Source organism: Acidobacteriota bacterium, from assembly GCA_038040445.1.
Classification (GTDB): Bacteria; Acidobacteriota; Blastocatellia; order UBA7656; family UBA7656; genus Onstottus_A; species Onstottus_A frigus.
Genome location: JBBPIG010000003.1, coordinates 57,502 through 75,569 on the forward strand (window position 1 = coordinate 57,502; position 18,068 = coordinate 75,569).

General features: G+C 57.0%; 18 protein-coding genes. 11 read left to right on the top strand and 7 right to left on the bottom strand.

The genetic code is table 11. The features are described 5' to 3' along the window. Positions 1-157: 157 nt before the first annotated feature. From nagA to AABO57_04010, 5 genes are all read right to left on the bottom strand, one after another. Positions 158-1,378, bottom strand: a complete 1,221-nt coding sequence (gene nagA / locus AABO57_03990; protein ID MEK6284879.1) for an N-acetylglucosamine-6-phosphate deacetylase — start codon at positions 1,376-1,378, stop codon at positions 158-160. A gap of 310 nt (positions 1,379-1,688) precedes the next feature. Beyond that, positions 1,689-2,240 carry a TlpA disulfide reductase family protein gene (locus AABO57_03995; protein ID MEK6284880.1) on the bottom strand — a complete coding sequence of 184 codons (552 nt, stop codon included), beginning with the start codon at positions 2,238-2,240 and terminating at the stop codon, positions 1,689-1,691. An 80-nt stretch (positions 2,241-2,320) separates the two neighbouring features. After that, positions 2,321-2,968: a hypothetical protein gene (locus AABO57_04000; GenBank protein MEK6284881.1), complete on the bottom strand. Its 648-nt coding sequence runs from the start codon at positions 2,966-2,968 to the stop codon at positions 2,321-2,323. Between the two features lie 41 nt (positions 2,969-3,009). Further along, a complete protein-coding gene (locus AABO57_04005; GenBank protein ID MEK6284882.1) occupies positions 3,010-4,062 on the bottom strand; it encodes a ThiF family adenylyltransferase in 1,053 nt (350 codons plus the stop codon). Between the two features lie 156 nt (positions 4,063-4,218). After that, positions 4,219-5,076, bottom strand: a complete 858-nt coding sequence (locus AABO57_04010; protein ID MEK6284883.1) for a hypothetical protein — start codon at positions 5,074-5,076, stop codon at positions 4,219-4,221. A 219-nt stretch (positions 5,077-5,295) separates the two neighbouring features. Between AABO57_04010 and smpB the strand changes: the two genes are divergently transcribed. From smpB to AABO57_04025, 3 genes are all read left to right on the top strand, one after another. After that, complete coding sequence (gene smpB / locus AABO57_04015) at positions 5,296-5,754, top strand: SsrA-binding protein SmpB (GenBank protein MEK6284884.1); 459 nt, start codon at positions 5,296-5,298, stop codon at positions 5,752-5,754. Between the two features lie 107 nt (positions 5,755-5,861). Beyond that, positions 5,862-7,373 (top strand): leucyl aminopeptidase, encoded by a 1,512-nt coding sequence (locus AABO57_04020; protein ID MEK6284885.1) that lies wholly within the window; start codon positions 5,862-5,864, stop codon positions 7,371-7,373. A 372-nt stretch (positions 7,374-7,745) separates the two neighbouring features. After that, positions 7,746-9,341 carry a hypothetical protein gene (locus tag AABO57_04025; GenBank protein ID MEK6284886.1) on the top strand — a complete coding sequence of 532 codons (1,596 nt, stop codon included), beginning with the start codon at positions 7,746-7,748 and terminating at the stop codon, positions 9,339-9,341. Between the two features lie 64 nt (positions 9,342-9,405). Here AABO57_04025 and AABO57_04030 read toward each other — a convergent pair whose 3' ends face one another. Beyond that, entirely contained in the window at positions 9,406-10,767 is a 1,362-nt protein-coding gene (locus AABO57_04030) for a pyridoxal-phosphate dependent enzyme (GenBank protein ID MEK6284887.1), read from the bottom strand. A 284-nt stretch (positions 10,768-11,051) separates the two neighbouring features. On the opposite strand from AABO57_04030, the gene AABO57_04035 reads away from it, so the two are divergent. From AABO57_04035 to AABO57_04070, 8 genes are all read left to right on the top strand, one after another. Further along, a complete protein-coding gene (locus AABO57_04035; protein MEK6284888.1) occupies positions 11,052-11,948 on the top strand; it encodes a cysteine synthase family protein in 897 nt (298 codons plus the stop codon). A gap of 95 nt (positions 11,949-12,043) precedes the next feature. Beyond that, positions 12,044-12,229: a hypothetical protein gene (locus tag AABO57_04040; protein ID MEK6284889.1), complete on the top strand. Its 186-nt coding sequence runs from the start codon at positions 12,044-12,046 to the stop codon at positions 12,227-12,229. A gap of 90 nt (positions 12,230-12,319) precedes the next feature. Further along, entirely contained in the window at positions 12,320-12,871 is a 552-nt protein-coding gene (locus AABO57_04045) for a cysteine hydrolase family protein (GenBank protein ID MEK6284890.1), read from the top strand. Positions 12,872-12,877: 6 nt separating this feature from the next. Beyond that, complete coding sequence (locus tag AABO57_04050; protein MEK6284891.1) at positions 12,878-13,309, top strand: M67 family metallopeptidase; 432 nt, start codon at positions 12,878-12,880, stop codon at positions 13,307-13,309. Between the two features lie 116 nt (positions 13,310-13,425). Then, on the top strand, positions 13,426-14,874 hold the full coding sequence (gene moeB, locus AABO57_04055; protein ID MEK6284892.1) for a molybdopterin-synthase adenylyltransferase MoeB: 1,449 nt from the start codon (positions 13,426-13,428) through the stop codon (positions 14,872-14,874). A 27-nt stretch (positions 14,875-14,901) separates the two neighbouring features. Then, entirely contained in the window at positions 14,902-15,315 is a 414-nt protein-coding gene (locus AABO57_04060) for a HEPN domain-containing protein (protein ID MEK6284893.1), read from the top strand. Continuing rightward, a complete protein-coding gene (locus tag AABO57_04065) occupies positions 15,294-15,737 on the top strand; it encodes a hypothetical protein (protein ID MEK6284894.1) in 444 nt (147 codons plus the stop codon). Before AABO57_04060 ends, AABO57_04065 begins: the two co-directional genes overlap by 22 nt. A 113-nt stretch (positions 15,738-15,850) precedes the next feature. Next, on the top strand, positions 15,851-17,329 hold the full coding sequence (locus AABO57_04070) for an FAD-linked oxidase C-terminal domain-containing protein (protein ID MEK6284895.1): 1,479 nt from the start codon (positions 15,851-15,853) through the stop codon (positions 17,327-17,329). A gap of 18 nt (positions 17,330-17,347) precedes the next feature. On the opposite strand, the gene AABO57_04075 is transcribed toward AABO57_04070, so the two are convergent. Continuing rightward, entirely contained in the window at positions 17,348-18,016 is a 669-nt protein-coding gene (locus AABO57_04075) for a Uma2 family endonuclease (protein MEK6284896.1), read from the bottom strand. Positions 18,017-18,068: the final 52 nt, after the last annotated feature.

Consider the following 18,068-nt stretch of genomic DNA (forward strand, 5'->3'; position numbering starts at 1 on the left):
TAACTTTTGATCGCCATAGGTCAAACGAAAGCGGGTTCGCGCGGGTCATAATTTAGGGCGATGTTTGAACTCAAGATTGCGACATCGACAACAAACGGGCATTGACCCTTCGCCGTTTCAACGGTGTCGCGACACACGATGAAGTCTCACTGAAGTATCACTTACATAAGGCGAGCACGCCCTCAATTGTCGCAAGGCGCACGGCAAAGTCGTCCCCGAATGCGATCAGATCCGCGCGCTTGCCTTCCTCGATCGATCCGTGCACGGAATCGATGCCGGCTACGCGCGCGGGAACGAGCGAGGCCATGCGAACCGCCTCCTGAATCGGTGCTCCAACGTCGATGATGTTCTTGAGCGCTTCGCGCATTGTTATCACCGAGCCCGCGATCGTGCTTTCACCGGGCTGGCGAGCGAGACCCGTCCGTCCGTCCCTCACCGTGACCTTTTCGCCCCAGACCGAGAACTCCCCGTCGCCCAGACCCGCCGGCATTATGGCATCGCTGATCAGCGCCATTCGATCGGCGCCCTTCGATTGATACATCAATCGAAGCACCAACGGATGCACGTGATGAAAGTCGGCTATGCAATCCAGCGTGACATCCTCGCGCAACAGGCCCCACGCGACCACGCCCGGCGTGCGATGGTGCAACGGATCGAGCGCGTTCGGAAAGTGCGTGATATGACGTGAACCCGCGTCCGCGGCCAGATCGAGCGTTTCGAGATCCGCTTGCGAGTGACCGATGAAGGCGCGAACGCTCGCGCGTGAAAGCTCACGCGTGAGATCGAGCCCGCCGCGTGTCTCCGGCGCAAGAGTCATCAAGCGCGGCACGCCCGAGGGGCGACCGTCACGAGGACCGCCAGTGAACAGCTCTATTGATCGAGCGTCGCCATCGTAGGTTCTGAAGTGCTGGCGGCGCAAAGCTCCGCAACGGGTCTCGCTCACGAACGGTCCTTCGAAATGAATGCCGAGAATGCGAGCGCCGTGCTGGGGATTGCTGCTCCGGTACGCTTTGTCTTGTCGCTCGACGTATGAGTTGATCGCTGCCAGCGCTTCACGGTAGCCGCGTTCGTCGGTGGGCACGAGCGTCGCGAAATAGCCGGTCACTCCTTCGGCGAGCAGGTACTTTGAAAGCTTATCGAGACCGCCCGCGTCTGTTGCTTGAACGTCGACGCCGACCGAGCCGTGTATATGAATATCGATCAGCCCGGGCGCGAGGTAGGCACCCTGGAGGTCAATCGACTCTTGCGCGCTCAAACCGGAGGGCGTTTTGTCGTGGGTGAATACCTGGGCGATGCGACCTTCGCGAACCAGCACCCCGCCGCGCTGGACGCCGCCTTCGAGTATTACTCTGGCATTCTCGAGAAGTAACTGGGCCATAGATCACAAGTCAGGATCACGAGTGACTAACTCAAACCATCAAGCGCGCCGCGGACCGGATGATATCGATCGTCGAAAGACGGTCTACGTCTCTAGTTTTGGGATTGGCCTCTTCAGTGGCTGGCTTCATTGTCGGCTTTGAGCGCGCTCAACTGATCACGTAACATTAAAGGCGAGATGAAACTGAGCGAAGCGGTCAATACGTTTGTTGTTCGTCTGCGAGAACTCATCGTCCTGCTCTATCGGGTGCCGCCAGGTAGCTGAGGGATGAGCGCTGAGCATTTGCGCCATGAGCGCGAATCACGCATCTCTACAGCAACTGATTGATATCCTTTTCAAGTGCCGAGAGCGGCTGCAGGCCAACGTAGGCCTTCACGACCTTGCCGGTCCGATCCAGCACATAAGTAGTCGGGATACCCTGACTGATGTCGTATCCCCTGAATGCGGCCTGAGTCCTGACCATCAGTATCGTGTAGTTGATTCCGTAGGCTTTCATGAACGGAGCGACCGCGGGCGCGCCGGCGGGGTTTCCGCGCGGAGACAGCGGGTCAATAGAGACGCCGACGATTTCCAGCCCTTGATCCCGGTACTTGTTCTGAAGTGTGATGAGGTCCGGTATGCCCCTTATGCACGGAGGGCACCACGTCGCCCAAAAGTCGAGGATGACTACCTTGCCGCGAAATGCTTCTAGGCTCTGGTTAACGTCTTCGGTCAACCCGGGTATTGGCGACACGGCGATGCTTCCTCCGCCGCGTCCAGACATCATGGCGCCGCCGACCACGACTACTGCAACGATCAACACCAGCCCAATTATCAGCGGTGTTCGCTGTCCCCGCTTAGCATTGCCTTTCGTTCGTGACATAGTTCCTCAAACTCCACAGACTAGAGTCTTGCCGCGTTCCGGGTAGCTTACCACGAAACGCCGCCCGGTTGCAGTCTCTCTCATAGGCGTTTACGCTCGCGGACGCGAGAGCTGCTCGCGAAGCGCCGCAGCCTCATCTCTTTGACTCTGAGCGGTCGCGACCCGGAACGGCGGCGCTCCAGGATTATCCGGCAAACGCCGAGCGCAAGCAGTCGATGCATGAATCGCGCTTCCCACTTCATTACCGGGTTGATCACTACTCGCGCGGTGGTCTGAGTGCGCCGCCGCATGTTGAAATGAAACACCAGGAGCGTGGAACAATAAAACTGCTTGTGCACGACAAAAGAGGCTTCGGCTCGCAAGCGGCTGTCCCACGAACGCATCAAGCAGAAGTTATCGCCTTCGGCCATTTCTATGCGGAGTTCTTCTTTGTTCGGATTCGCTCGCGAGCGCTCGACGAGAGATGACTCGCCTCCGTCGTCCGAGATAATCGATATGCGTTTGTCGAGCGCGCCGACATTAATATCCCACCGCGTGCCCTCCGCTTCGTAGACCGCGCGCCGGAACCCGCGCCATCGCAGGCGAGCTATGGTGTGCCCGTTGACGGCAAAAACATGCTGTACGCGGCTGTGACCAACGCGCAGCACGATCACTTCGCCCGCGCCCATGAAGTCGCGTTCAAAGACTTCGCCGGTCACGGCTATTAAACTTGCTAAGCCTGCTTGCATGATTGATATGACCTATAGGACCTATGATGTAGAGAAAATGTCTATGCTCCGATGTACCGCGCATATAACCCGCGCGCCACTGCTGGATCGGTGGTTCCTCGAATAATGCTGCGAGCATCCCGGAACACCGTGATGTCGTAGCCCTCAACTCGAAACCTCAGCAAGAAATCATTGAAAGCAACTTCACCGGCTGACTTCAAACGCTCGGCAAGAGCTGCGAAGTCGATCGCTCCCGCGCCCACCCGCGCTATCTGAACAGCGTTGCGTCCGCAAAGTGTCGTCGTTACCTGCCGGCCGGCGCCGCGTAAGAACTCGAACTTGGCCAGACAGCAAACGGGGCACTGGTCACCGGCGTCGAAGCTCGATAGGTCGAGTCTGTTGAACTGAAAATCCCAAAGGTCGATGCGTATCAACGAGCGATGAAGCTTGTCCATCTGACCCGTGAGCAGCTTGAGCGCTTCGGCAGCCTGAATCGAGGCGATCGTTGTCACGATCGGCATTATCACACCGGCGGTGTCGCACGTCGGGCCCGAGCCCGGCTCGGGCACTGCTTCGAGCACGCAGCGCAGGCAAGGCGACTCGCCCGGCACGATCGTCATCGTCAATCCGTAAGACCCGACGGCCGCGCCATACACCCACGGTGTTTTAGACTTGACGCACGCGTCGTTTATCAAGAAGCGTGTTTCGAAGTTGTCGGTCCCATCCAGGACGAGGCTCGCGCCCGCGATGATTTCTTCGATGTTCTCGAAGTTCACGTCGGCGATCACGGGCTCGACTTCGATGTCCGAGTTGACGCGGGCAATTCGCGATGCCGCCGCGACTGCCTTAGGTAAGCGGTTCAGCGCGTCGCTTTCTTCGAACATGATCTGGCGCTGAAGGTTTGACTCTTCGACGAAGTCGCGGTCGACCAGAACCAGATGGCCAATGCCGGCGCGGGCGAGCGTTTCTGCTTGAACCGCGCCGAGCGCGCCGCAGCCGATGATGACGACCTTCGATTGAGCAAGACGAGCCTGGCCTTCTTCGCCGATGCCTTCGAAAAGAATTTGCCTGGAGTATCTGTCTTCGCTTGCCACTCGTTCTCTTTTTTGTTTCATCGATGATGTCGGGCTTCTCAATTCTACACTGCGAGACGAGAGGGCAGAAGGGAGGTTATTGCGCTGTCTAGATATCTATCGAAAAAAGGAAGAGTACCGGAAGGGTTCCAAACTGAAAGGGAGCGTTTTGGCTGCGCGCCCGCAGGGCCAGGAGAATCACTTGCTGAAGACTTGCTCGTCCAGCGCTTGATTGTGCAGGACTTGCTCGACGGCGATGTTCCAATCGAACACTATCGTTCCGGTTGAAGTCTGCACGTTGAGTTGGAGCCTGTACTTGTAGGGTAGCATAAGCTCGTTGACTGCCCGAAAATCGTCGAAGTCTTCAACGAATTGATAATAGTCCTCTTGAAATCTGTTTGAATCCCTGGGACCCAATCCGAGCCGCGCAGGAACCTTGAACTCATATACCGTGCGCACGTGTTGAAACGTCGCCGCGTCGAAAAACAAGGTTACCTTCAAGTCGGATACCTTCTGCGCGCGATAGCCAACCTCGTGGAGCTGACGCCCTTCGATTTTTTTCAGCCCGCGATACTCCAGCTTTGGTTTCAGTTGGTCAACTCGCAGCATTGCCCAGGCAATCGAAAGAGTTCCGCCGAGCAGGCCTTCCTTCAACGGCAAATTTTGCTGTTCGAGGTACAGACTGAGCGCTGAGCGGCGGCCGCTGGGCAAGTGACCGGTAAGAACCTTGGAACCGTCAAAGCCAAACTGTTCTCCCGGATACTGTTGCGAGGGGAACGTCAGGCTGTAGCGCAGCTTCACACCAGAGGAAGCCATTGCGGCTTGTCCATCGATGTTACCCGTGGCGCCGATGCGGCTGATCAGCTTCACCGGTCCGGTGACGACGCGGTTCTTCGGGAAGGCGCGGGCTTGAGCGCTGCCTATCGCGTCGAGGTGATGAGCGAGCAGTTCTTCAATAGTCAGCTTTTTCTCTTGCGCGGAAGCCGAAGCACAAAGCATCACCGCCGCGATGCCCGCGAGCGCGCACGCACCAACCTGCTTGATTAACGAACTCATATTGTTTTACTCCTAAAGCTCAGGTCAGGGAACTCTCCGATTATTACGGGCCACTCGGATGCGCTCGTTTTAATCTGCCGCGGTGGATTTGTCAACGAAAGCCGGGGTCAACGGCGCGCCCGAGGCAAGGACGCGTTGCGTGGCATCAAACCATCGGATATATTCTTGTGCGAATCGAGTCGGCGCTTATTGAGTTCTTAAGCTCACACTCTTCTCCCTATGGCGATTGAAAAAGTGGTGGCGACCAATCGAGAGGCCTATCACAACTTCCACATACTCGAGACTCACGAATGCGGCGTCGCGCTTACGGGCACGGAAGTGAAATCGGCTCGCGAGGGACGCTGCAACCTGAAGGACGGGTATGCACAGATACGCAAGCAGGAGGCCTGGTTGATGAACGTGCACATCAGCCCGTACAGTCACGGCAATCGCGACAATCACGAGCCGACGCGCGCGCGAAAGCTGCTGCTGCACCGGGCCGAGATAGACAAGCTCGCGGGCAAGGTCCAGGAGAAGGGCCTCACGCTGGTTCCGACGAAGATGTATTTGAAGGACGGGCGCATCAAGATCGAGCTGGCCGTCGCCAAAGGAAAAAAGCTTTACGACAAGCGCGAAACCGAAAAGCGGCGTGAAGCCGACCGAGAGGCCCGCGCAATGATGAAGGAAAGGAGCCGTTGATTGCCGATTGCCGATTGCCGATTGCGGATTTGGGAAGATAAGCGACACGAACGCCTCTTCCTTCACTCTCAATCGCCAATCGCCAATCGCCAATCCGCAATCGAAAGATGGAAGTAAGAGCTGAGTTTGCGAAATTCTACGACGTCGAAGCCGACGCCCTGGTTGTTACGATCTACGAAGGCGAGAAGGCGGACGAAGGCGCGCTCAAAGAGCTGGACGAGCGCACAGACGGAATCGTCAACCAGATACTGGGCACCGACGAGATGCGTGGCAAGCAGGGTGACATGGTCTACGTTCATCGTCCGGGAAAACTCCGGGCCGGGCGACTGCTGCTGATTGGGGCGGGCAAACGCGAAGATTTCTCGGTGAACACAATTCGCAAAGTGACCGGTTCGGCCGCGCGGTTTCTACGCGGTAAGGGCGCGCGCTCGATGGCCGTTCTTCGCCGTTCTCAACTCGATATTGGCAACAGCGCTCAGGCTGCTGTCGAAGGGGTTTTGCTGGGATTGTTCGAACCCGATATGTACAAGACCGAGAACAAGGAAGAGCGCAGGATCGATGAGTTGGTTCTCGTTGCTGCAATGGCGGGTTCGGAAGAGGCGCTTGCCAGCGGGGTCGAACGCGGGCGGATCATCGGCGAAGCGGTCAACCTGGCGCGCGAGCTTTCAAACGAGCCAAGCTCGACTCTGACGCCGTCCGAGCTCGCCGAGCGCGCCAAGGAAACAGCAAGCAAGTTCGGGCTCGACATCGACGTGCTCGACGAAGCAAGAATGAAAGAGCTTGGCATGGGCGCCCTGTTGGGAGTCGCCCGGGGGTCTGATGAGCCGGCAAAGTTGATCGTGCTTCGCTACACGCCCGGCGAATCGGAGCCCGCAGGCGATGAGGCTGACCTGATCGCGATCGTTGGAAAAGGGATAACCTTCGACTCCGGGGGCATCTCGATCAAGCCCGCAGAGGGCATGGAGAAGATGAAGTACGACATGTCGGGCGCGGCGGCTACCCTGGCGGCCATGCGGGCGATCGCGCAGCTCAAGCCGCGCGTGAACGTAATCGGCCTGATGCCGACGACCGAGAACATGCCGTCCGGCCGTGCTTATAAGCCGGGCGACGTGCTGCGCGCAATGAGCGGAAAGACTATCGAAGTGATCAACACCGACGCCGAAGGCCGGTTGATTTTGGCGGACGCGATCAGCTACGCGCGCAAGCTCGGCGCGACGAAGATAATCGATCTGGCGACTCTGACCGGAGCGGTATCGATCGCGCTCGGCACAATTAATGTTGCCATACTTGGTAACAACCAGTTGTTGGTGGACGAAGTACGGGCGGCTGCTCGCGAAGTCGGCGAGCGCTTCTGGCAATTGCCGATGGACGACGACTATCGCGAAATGATCAAGAGCGACATCGCCGATATTAAGAACTCCGCGGGGCGCAACGCCGGCACGATCACCGCCGCATACTTCCTACACGAGTTCGCCGAGGACACACCCTGGGTGCACCTGGACATCGCCGGCACCGCGTGGGAGAACGACCGCAAGCCCTATATGGCGAAAGGCCCGACGGGCGTTGCGATCCGCACACTGATTAACTACGTCTGCAACCACGCAGCCAGGAAGGGATAGAGAGTGAAAGGGAGCAGGCGACACGGGTGCGCTGCTCCTCCGCATCTTTACGCCTCCGTCATTCCTCCAATGTCTTTCTCTCGCTCACAGCAAAAAGGCGCGCTGGTCCTTTTGACATTCCTGGTGGCACTTGTGATCTACCGTTCCTGTTGATTTGAAACGGTGCTCTGCTCAATTGAGCGGAATCAATGTGGCGTCCCCGCCCACCGCGATGTGCCCGCTGGTTTCTGATTTCTCCTTCCATCCCGGTAAGGTCAATATCTCTCTCGAGGCAGTGATGTATCTTGCCTTGTAATTAAGGAAGAAACGTACTAGGCTTACTGCCGAATCAGCCCACGGCAAGTTGATGGGACTACCGCAAAGGAGAAAGAAATGTCCAGCACGTCATCCTCGGAGCCAACTCGTCTTGCGCTGCCTCTAATTCTAATACGTGGATTTGGCGGCCTCGGAGTAGAGGACGAAAAGAGAGTCGCCTATCAGGGGTTCAACGACGGCACGGTCTATCCTGGCAAGCGAGGCGAGAATTATATCTACGAGGGAATGATCCTGCGGTTTATGAAATCTGATTGGGAGTATCAGGATGCCACCAATGTTGTGGGCTACTACGCTGAGGAGGTCCAACAAAAGCCGGAAATTCCCGAGGAGCTCAAGGGGTTCGATCCGGCCTTTTTCTCCGGGAGCAAAGTGGTCATTGACCCCGCAATGGCTCTTCATCTGCTGCGAGAGACCAAGGGGCCACGCAGCACTCTGTGGGTATTTCGCTACTACGATCTCAATGACAGGGAGTTTGAAACCTATGGCAAAGCGCTTGTGCGGCTAATCGACTTTATTCGTGAGCTCGGCGCGCAAAAGGACGGAGCTAAACAGAAGGTAAACATTATCGCCCATTCGATGGGCGGGCTATTAGTCCGCGAAGCGGTTCAACGCAATTATCCGGGGCTGAAACGCAAAGCTGACGATTACATCAACAAGATCGTGACTCTGGGCACACCGCATCAGGGCATCTCATTTCAGGTCCTCAAAGACTGGATTAACATTGGCGCAGAAGAAGAGTTTGAGCACTTCAATCCTAAGTTTCAATCCGATATCAAGAACAAGGAATCATACAAAAACTTTGGAGATCACTTTCCCTTAGAGCGACTGCTCACAGTGGTCGGCACCAATTACCGCACCTACAACGTCGGCCCCGCATCCTGGGCAAACCGTTTGTTCTCGGTTACGGGTGAGTTCGGGCAGAACTACAATCGGAGTGACGGGCTGGTAAAGCAAGCTTATGCGGAGATACCCGGTGCGCCGCGAACCTTCGTGAACAAGTGCCATGGGGGGCTCGATTCCCTGGTAACTTCTCGCGAGGCATTTGAGATAGCAACGCGGTTTTTCTTCGGCAATCTGCAAGCGCGATTGCGCATGTTGGAAGGCGAAGTTACCCGTGGAATGGACATGTTCGGCAAGAGTGAAATCTTTCTGGGCGTTTCCATAAAACCGCGCAGGGTGGACTTTGAACTATTTCATCAGAGCCCTGAAGCGGAGAATTGCTACGGGCCTTTTACGGACAAGAATTTCAGTGATTCAGACGTCGCGTTCCCATGGGCCGACAACAATAAGCTGATCTGGGAGGGGTATCTCGATAGCAGCAAGGTTATGCCGGACAAAAGCACAGGCAAAAAAGATATTGTTATGCGGTTGGACTTCTACGTAGGCGAACGTGACCTGTTCGGCGTGGGGTTCTCCGATAATGTCATTTTTCGCAAGCAGGTGTATGTTCGCGCCGTCTTACCAACCGAGACGAAGCCTGATCTGGATCTCTTCCTTCACACGGGTGAAGACTTCAGCAATCCGGCTTTCAGCTCTCCGATGGTGAGGGTGGAAAGCGGTTGGGATTTCAAGGTTGGGGGCACGGGCTTCGAAGGGAAGTTTCGCATCGAGCTTAATCGAGTCCCGGAAGTTGGCTGGCCCAATCCGATTTAACAATCGGGTCGAGACTGTCCTGCTGCAAATGGGCTTCAACCATGCGCTTCACTCGATTAGAGCATCAACCTTGAACGTCGAGTACATCCTGGCGCGTGACTATACCGACAATGCGGCCGTACTCTTCGACAAGCAAAGCGGGCGAGCTTTTCAAATACTTCACCGCGGTCTGGACGCTTATGTCTTCGTTGACGACGGGCAAGGCCCGGTCCATAACCTCGGACACCGGCGACTGCATGAGGTCGCGGTTATCGAGAAGCTTTGCCATGAGCCTTCCTTCACGCAAGCTGCCTACCGATTTGCCCTCCTCGAGCACCGGCAGTTGTGAGAGGCCGTACGCCTTCATCATCTGAAGCGCATCGGCAACCTTATGATCCGGGGCGACCGAGACGAGGTGCGGAGTCGCTTCATCCGACTTGAGCTGGTTGATCAAACCGACGGTCATCTTGTCGACGCCCAACATGCGCTTCTCTTTCATCCACTCGTCGGAGTGGAACTTCGAGAGATACCTTTCTCCGGTGTCGGCGACGAGGAAAACAACGACGTCATCTTTGCTGAGATCTCGCGCGACTTGAAGGGCGGCTACGGCGTTCGTTCCGGTCGATCCGCCGCAGAAGATCCCTTCTTCACGGCCCAGCCGGCGCGCCATCTGAAACGAGTCCTTGTCGGTGACGTTGATGATCTGGTCGATGTACTTGAAGTGGACGTTTTCCGGAATGATCTCCTGGCCGATGCCTTCGACCAGGTAAGGCGTGGCCTGCATAAGCTTGCCGGTTTCCTTGTAGGTCTTAAACACCGAGCCATAAGGATCAGCGCCGATGATGCGAATCTTCGGGTTCTTCTCTTTTAGATAACGGCCAGTTCCGCTGATCGTCCCGCCCGTGCCGAGGCCCACGACAAGGTGAGTGATTCGGCCCTGAGTTTGTTCCCAGAGTTCCGGCCCTGTCGTCCGGTAGTGAGCTTCGGGATTTGCAGGATTGGCGTATTGAAACACGAACAGCGAGTTGGGCGTTTCCTGTGCGATCCTCCGGGCGGTGTTGACGTAGTGATCGGGCGCGTCGGGCTTTGCCGCCACGGGAACGACGACAACATCCGAGCCAAGCGCCTTCAAGTAGCGGACTTTTTCGACCGAGCATTTGTCGGTCATCACGAAGACGGCCTTGTAACCGCGGACTGCGCAGACCAGCGCGACGCCGATGCCGGTGTTGCCGCTGGTTGCCTCGACGACGGTGCCGCCAGGCTTGAGACGGCCGTCGCGTTCGGCTGCGTCGATCATCGATACACCGATGCGATCCTTGACCGAGCCTCCCGGATTGAGCGATTCCATTTTCGCGAGCACGATCGCGTCAAGGCCTTTCGTCAGCTTGTTCAGCTTTACGAGAGGAGTGTTTCCAATGAGGCCAAGTATGTTCTCTGAATAGTCCATGATTCCTCGATTGAATTCGCAGCGGTTGTCGCTCGCCGGCCTGGAGAGTTTATCATCGCGTGTCGCAACAAGTCACTCGCAAGCCCGCGTACGCGGGCTCGGACACAGGCCGCCGGTCCCCAGGGCTGCGCGGACTTGCCCTGGGCTACATGCTTTCGCCCGCTACGCGGGTTCGGGCATAATGCTATCCTCGAATCCAAGCCGCAGAAGCAAGGGCAAATCTGATGGACGCGAAGGCCAGCAGCAAAACAACCGACAGCATTCTGCGTCGAGCGCGCGCGCCGATGGAGGCGTGGGAGCTTGTCGGCAACACTCCCCTGCTCAGGCTTCGGAACATCGCACCTCCGTCTCGCAACGTCGAGATTTACGCGAAGGCTGAATGGTTCAACCCCGGTGGCTCCGTCAAAGATCGTCCCGCACTCAATATGATCTTGGATGGCGAACGCGCAGGGAGACTGACTCCGGGGAAGATCATTCTCGATGCAACTTCGGGCAACACGGGCATAGCTTACGCATGGATCGGAGCGGCGCGCGGCTACAAGGTGAAGCTCGCATTGCCTCAGAACGCGAGCGAAGAACGCAAACGGATCTTGACGAGCTATGGTGCGGAGCTTGTGTTGACCAGTCCGCTTGAAGGCTCGGATGGGGCGATTCGAGAAGCGCGCCAGCTTTACGCTGAGAACCCGGATCTCTACTTCTATCCTGATCAATACAACAACCCGGCGAACTGGCAATCTCACTACGAGACAACCGCGCTCGAAATCTGGCAACAGACCTCAGAAAGCGTCACGCACTTCATCGCGGGTCTGGGCACCAGCGGGACTTTCGTGGGCACTTCGCGACGTTTGAAAGAGCTGAACCCCGAGATCAAAGCGATATCGTTTCAGCCGGACTCGCCTTTTCACGGGCTCGAGGGGCTGAAGCACATGGAGTCGGCGATCGTGCCGGGTATCTATGATCCGACGATTGCGGATGAGAGCTACGAGATCGGCACTGAGCAAGCGCACGATCTCACGCGGCGGCTCGCCAAGCGAGAAGGGTTGCTGGTTGGAGTGTCGTCCGGTGCAGCTCTCGCGTGTGCGCTCAAGGTCGCGCAGAAGATCGAGGCGGGGGTGATCGTAACGGTGTTCCCGGATGCAGGGGACAAGTATCTGAGTGAGCGCTTCTGGGATGAGCATTAGAGATGACGACCGGCCTTGGGTAGTGTCCTAATCTTGGTTTTTCGACTACCAGGTCCTTTCCTTGCGTTACTTTGACGCGGGAGTAGAATGCGGGTATGGAAGCAGATCTCAAGGATGAAGCGAAGCGGCTCATAGACAACATGCCGAGACTCACGTCGTGGGATGAGCCAATGTACGAGATCTACGTTCGTCAAACGATCGAAGCCGGACTAGCTGGTAGCGATGCAGGCCGAACGGAGCCGGTCGAGGCGGTCCGCGAGCGGTACAACCTACCGAAATGAACGTTAACTGGACGGACCTCGCCGTCAGACATTTGGCCGGCATTACTATCACTCCCGACTCGTTCGTTGATTCGCTCGCGCGGAGACATTATGAGCAGAGACACCGCACTATTGGTCATCGACGTGCAAGTCGGCATCATCGAAGGTTTCCACGCCTACCGAGGGCGCGAGGTGCTTGAGCAGATCAACAAGTTGCTATCGAAAGCTCGCGCTTCGAACATGCCGATCATCTACATTCAGCATGATGGCGAAGCGGGCCATCCGCTTGAAGCAGGTACTGACGGCTGGCAGATTCATGCCGAGATCAAGCATCACAAAGAAAACCTCATCATCCGCAAGCGCGCGTCTGATTCTTTCTTTGAGACGACGCTTCAACGCGAGCTTGAAGCGAGAGGCATCAAGCATCTGATCGTCGCCGGGTGCATGACTGAATACTGCGTGGATACGACTTCTCGTCGCGCAGTCAGCATGGGCTACGATGTGACTCTGGTCAGTGACGCTCACACGACGATCGACAACAAGCTGCTCACCGCCGCGCAGATCAGAGCGCATCACAACGCGTTGCTGGATGGCTTCGACGCGGGCTCGCACGCGGTCACCGTGAAGCCCGCTGATGAAGTGACTTTCGAAACCAAGGACTAATGCGAAGTGGCGATCAAAGTTAATTCAGAACACCTGGATCAAATAAGGAAGCATGGCGAGAAGACGTACCCGCACGAATGCTGCGGGTTTCTGCTCGGCACACGCGAGGGCGAAACGAACGTTCTCGGTGAAGTCCACGCCGCCGAGAACGAACGTCAGGAGTCTCGTGAGACCCGCTACCTGATCACGCCCGAGCAATCCAATCGCGCCGATGGGTACGCGCGAGCCCGCGGGCTCGGTGTCATCGGCTACTATCACTCTCATCCCGATCATCCGGCTGCGCCGTCGGGCTACGATCTTGATCATTCGTGCTGGCCCGGCGAGTCTTACATCATCGTCGCGGTCGAGCAAGGAAAGTCAGCCGCGCTGAATTCGTTCACAAAGCCCGACTACACGCACTTCGAGCAAGAAGAGATACTGGTCGAAGAAGCAGTTTAGCGCGGCCTTACAGGCATTTCGCGCTGGCTGCATGCCCGAGCGCCTTGCTTTTCCACGCCTCAACTCTACAATCAAATTTACACAGAGATGGCAAAGAGCTTGGAAGGAGACCCCTTATGGCAGTGAATATTCTGATCCCGACCGCGCTGCGCAACTTCGCCGGCGGCAGCGATACGGTGGCGGTCGAGGCCAACACAGTTGGCGGCGCCCTCGACGCGTTGACCAGCAAGTATCCCGACCTTAAGAAGCACCTCTACAGCGAGGAAGGACAACTGCGGCACTTCGTCAACATCTACGTCAACGACGAAGACATTCGCTACGCGGAGAAGGGCGCGACGCCGATCAAGGACGGCGACTCCTTGAGCATAGTGCCGTCGATTGCCGGAGGTGTGGCGGTGATCGAAGAAGGAGCCGCGAACGCGGTCGAGCTGGATCGCGATGAGATACTGCGCTACAGCCGGCACTTAATCATGCCCGAGGTCGCCTTGGAAGGGCAGAAGAAGCTCAAGGCCGCGAAGGTGCTGTGCATAGGCGCAGGCGGACTCGGCTCGCCGCTTGCGCTGTATCTGGCTGCCGCAGGAGTTGGGCGCATGGGCATCGTCGATTTCGACGTGGTCGATTTCACCAATCTTCAGAGGCAGATCATCCATTCAACAGCGAACGTCGGCCGGTCGAAGCTCGACTCCGCGAAGGAGCGGATCGCCGAAATCAATCCTTACGTGCGAGTGGATACCTACGAGGTAGCGCTCACCTCCGAGAACGCGTTGGAGCTTTTTTCAGGCTACGACATCATCGTCGATGGCACCGATAACTTTCCGACACGTTATCTCGTCAACGACGCTTGTGTGCTCATGGGCAAGCCGAATGTGTACGGCTCAATCTTCCGGTTCGAAGGTCAGGCGACGGTGTTCTACGCTAAGGAAGGCCCCTGCTATCGCTGTTTGTATCCCGAGCCGCCTCCGCCGGGGCTTGTGCCGAGCTGCGCCGAAGGCGGCGTGCTCGGAGTGTTGCCGGGCATTATCGGTGTGATTCAAGCGATCGAAACAGTCAAGCTCATATTAGGCAAAGGCGATTCGTTGATCGGGCGGTTGATGCTGTTCGATGCGTTGAAGATGAAGTTCCGCGAGCTTAAGCTGCGCAAGAATCCCGAGTGCCCGATCTGTGGCGTCAATCCTACTATTCACGCATTGATCGACTACAACGAGTTTTGCGGAGTGACTCATCAGCCGCAGGTCGAGGTTGGCGCGGACTTCGAGATCACACCGGTTGAGCTGAAAGCCAAGATGGACGGCGGCGAGGACTTCGTGCTCGTAGATGTGCGCGAACCGGAAGAGTACGCGATATGCCGGATACCCGGCGCGAAGCTGATCCCAAAAGCCACTGTGCCCGAACGGCTGCACGAGTTGTCCACCGCCGATGAAATCGTAGTGCATTGCCGAAGCGGAGTCCGCAGCGGACAAGTGGTCGAGCTTATGAAGCAAGCGGGTTATCGTAAGGTCAAGAACCTGGTCGGCGGCATCTTGCGTTGGTCTGATGATGTGGATCCGACTGTGCCGAAGTATTGAGATCGCTACTTTGACTCGAGTGACTGGATGAACCGAAATGACTTGATAGGACTCGCTCGCACTCGGCTCAGAGAAGCGAAGTCCCTATTGGATAGCGATCACCACGCGGGTGCTTACTACCTGGCCGGCTACGTAGTAGAATGTGCGTTGAAAGCCTGTATTGCGAAGGAGACAAAGCGGCACGACTTCCCGGATAAGAGTAAGGTGAACGCAAGTTGGACTCACCAACTTACGCGTTTGGTCGACACCGCAGGGTTGTCTGCCTCGCTTGATGCAGAGAGCAAAATCGATCCAAAGTTCGCTTGGTGCTGGGGCGTGGTCAAAGAATGGACTGAAGAAAGCCGCTACATTACTGTGAGCGAGAAACAGGCGCGCGATCTCTTAACTGCGATCACTGATAGCAGGCACGGAGTACTAAAGTGGTTAAGACGTTATTGGTAGAGCAGGACTTGAAGGAAGGAAGACGACTTCTCGAACGCCTCGCTTGCAAGGAGGCAGAGGTCGAGCTTGCTTGGGGTAAGCACCGGGCAGCCTTTGTGGGTCGTTCCGACGTGCGAGTACGAGCAGCTTTCTGGTGGTATTTTCCCGAGTCGCAGGAATGGCGTCTCGTAATCGCTACCCCTCTCGTTGATGAAGTCGGTCCGCTGTCTGCCTATGGGCGCGTCCAAGCAGAACTCAGCGTGATCAGCCCCCCTCTCACTCTATCACTTCAGAACATTTCGCTAATCAGCCCCAAAGACGAACGCGTTAAGGCCTTCAAGAAACAATTGAAGATTGCGCCCGACCCGGTCGGTGTGCGATTCACGCGTAGCGCGCTGAACGGAACCTACATCGAAGATGCTTACGTCTACAGACTGGACTGAACCGTGGTGTTCTATTAGAGAACACGCCCTGAACACGCGGTGTGTGGAGAAAAGTCTTTGGCTTATGCCGAGCAAGCTAATCCGTTCAGATGGACTCACGGAGATTCGAAGACATGAGGGGATCGCCCGCTCTTCCCGCCAAGGTAGCAGATCAGCTTAAGCGTCTGCTCGGCAAGCAGTTCGTGCTTACCGAGCCCGATGAGTTATTCGTCTATGAAGCTGACGCGCTCACCATTCATAAGCACCTTCCTTCCGCCGTAGTCATTCCGGGAACCGCCGAAGAAGTAGCCGCCGCGGTGAAGATACTCGCGGATGCGCAAATACCCTTCACACCGCGAGGCGCGGGCACCGGGTTGTCCGGAGGCGCGCTGTCACTTTCGGGCTCGGTGATCTTCGAGTTGGCCCGGCTCAACAAGATCCTAAAGATCGATTATGAGAACCGTCTCGCTGTTGTCGAGACCGGGGTGATCAATATTCACCTGTCGCAAGCAACGTCGTCGCACGGATATCACTATGCGCCGGACCCTTCGAGTCAGATGGCATGCACGATCGGGGGCAACGTCGCCGAGAACTCGGGCGGGCCTCATTGTCTGAAGTACGGGATGACTGTCAATCACGTGCTGGCGGTTGAAGTGGTGTTGCCTTCGGGCGAGATGGTGACGCTCGGCGGAGGCGGCGTTGACGCCCCGGGCTACGACTTGCTCGGTGTGTTCGTTGGTTCCGAAGGCACGTTCGGCATTGCGACTAAGGCGACTCTTAAGCTGACGAGGCTGGCGCAAGGCATCAAGACTCTGCTTGCGGAATTCATGACTGTGACCGACGCGAGCCGCAGCGTTTCCGAGATCATCGCAGGTGGAATACTGCCGGCAGCGCTCGAGATGATCGATCAAGCTACGATCCGGGCGATCGAGAATTCAATCTTCGCCGGCGGGTTCCCGACTGACGTCGCCGCGTTGCTGATCATTGAGGTTGACGGGCTCAGCGCCGGACTTGAAGAAACGGCTGCGCGCGCGGTTGAGATCTGTCAGCGCAACAATGCTCGCGCGGTCCGCGTCGCGAAGGACGCCGCCGAGCGCGACCGATTGTGGGCGGCTCGCAAGCGCGCTTTCGGGGCAATGGGCAGGATCAAAACCGACTTGATGGTGCAAGACGCAGTTATCCCGCGCTCGCGTTTGCCGGAGGTGCTCGATGAAATCTACCGCATCGCCGAGCGCTACAGCCTGACGGTCGCGAATGTGTTTCATGCGGGCGACGGCAATCTTCATCCGAACATCAGCTTCGACGGACGCGATCCGGACCAGGTTCGGCGTGTGGAAGGCGCGTCAAAAGAGATCATGCAGTTATGTGTGGGCGTGGGCGGCTCGATCACAGGCGAGCACGGCGTCGGAATGGACAAGATCGAATCCATGAGGTTGATTTTTTCGGAGAGCGACATGCAGCGGATGCTCGCGGTGAAGGACGTGTTCAATCCACACGGGCTCTGCAATCCGGGCAAGGTAATCCCGACATTCAAGACTTGCCGTTACTGCGGATTCGGGATGGAAGACTTCAGGCACAGGTTGCTCACGCCTCACGGAATGAGCGCCGGTTGAGCATCTGCTGGTTTCGGATCATTGAGGCGGGTGATGGTGCTCGCGTACCCATTCACGAAAGGCACTTGCTACCTTTCGCTCTCCTTCCTTAAGTCCACGTGCTATGAACTCAGAAAGAACGTGGGCCGTGACAAACGGGAACGCGCGGCTGATGGGCGACTCCTCGTAGCGGTCACCGGCCAAAAGATGGATTCTCAGTTGGCGCCGAGCCAGCCGCCAAATCTCCGGCACACCGAGCGCAGCGTAGATTGCAAACCGATCCAGCGACGAACTCGTCCAATCGATTTCCACCACAAGGTCCGGCGGGGGATCGTGCGTCAAGTTTAGGTCCTCTTTGCCGATGACAAGCGCAGCGTTCTGGATGTAAAAGCAGTCGTCAGGTTCGGCGCCCGCGGCTCGAATCTCCTTTCTGAGAGTAGTCGAGCCAAGCGATTCGACGTCGATATCCAGTTCATCTCTCAGGGCGGTGACGAGAGTATGGATAACGCTCTTTGGTTTTTCATGCGTAGATGCTGGGGCCATGATTTCCATCCTCCCGTTGTCGTAGAAGATGCGGACTGCATAGCCTTCACCCAGATCAGCAAGCAGATTTTCGTACTCTTCCCAAGGCACGTCGTCGATGCGCAGCACTGCTCCGGCTGGCAGGTGCGCGATGGCTGCGAGGTAATCGGTAGTTGCGGCACTCATAGAGAAGGCTCCCTTCTCACTTTGCGATGCCGAAATGCTACCATAGCTTCGA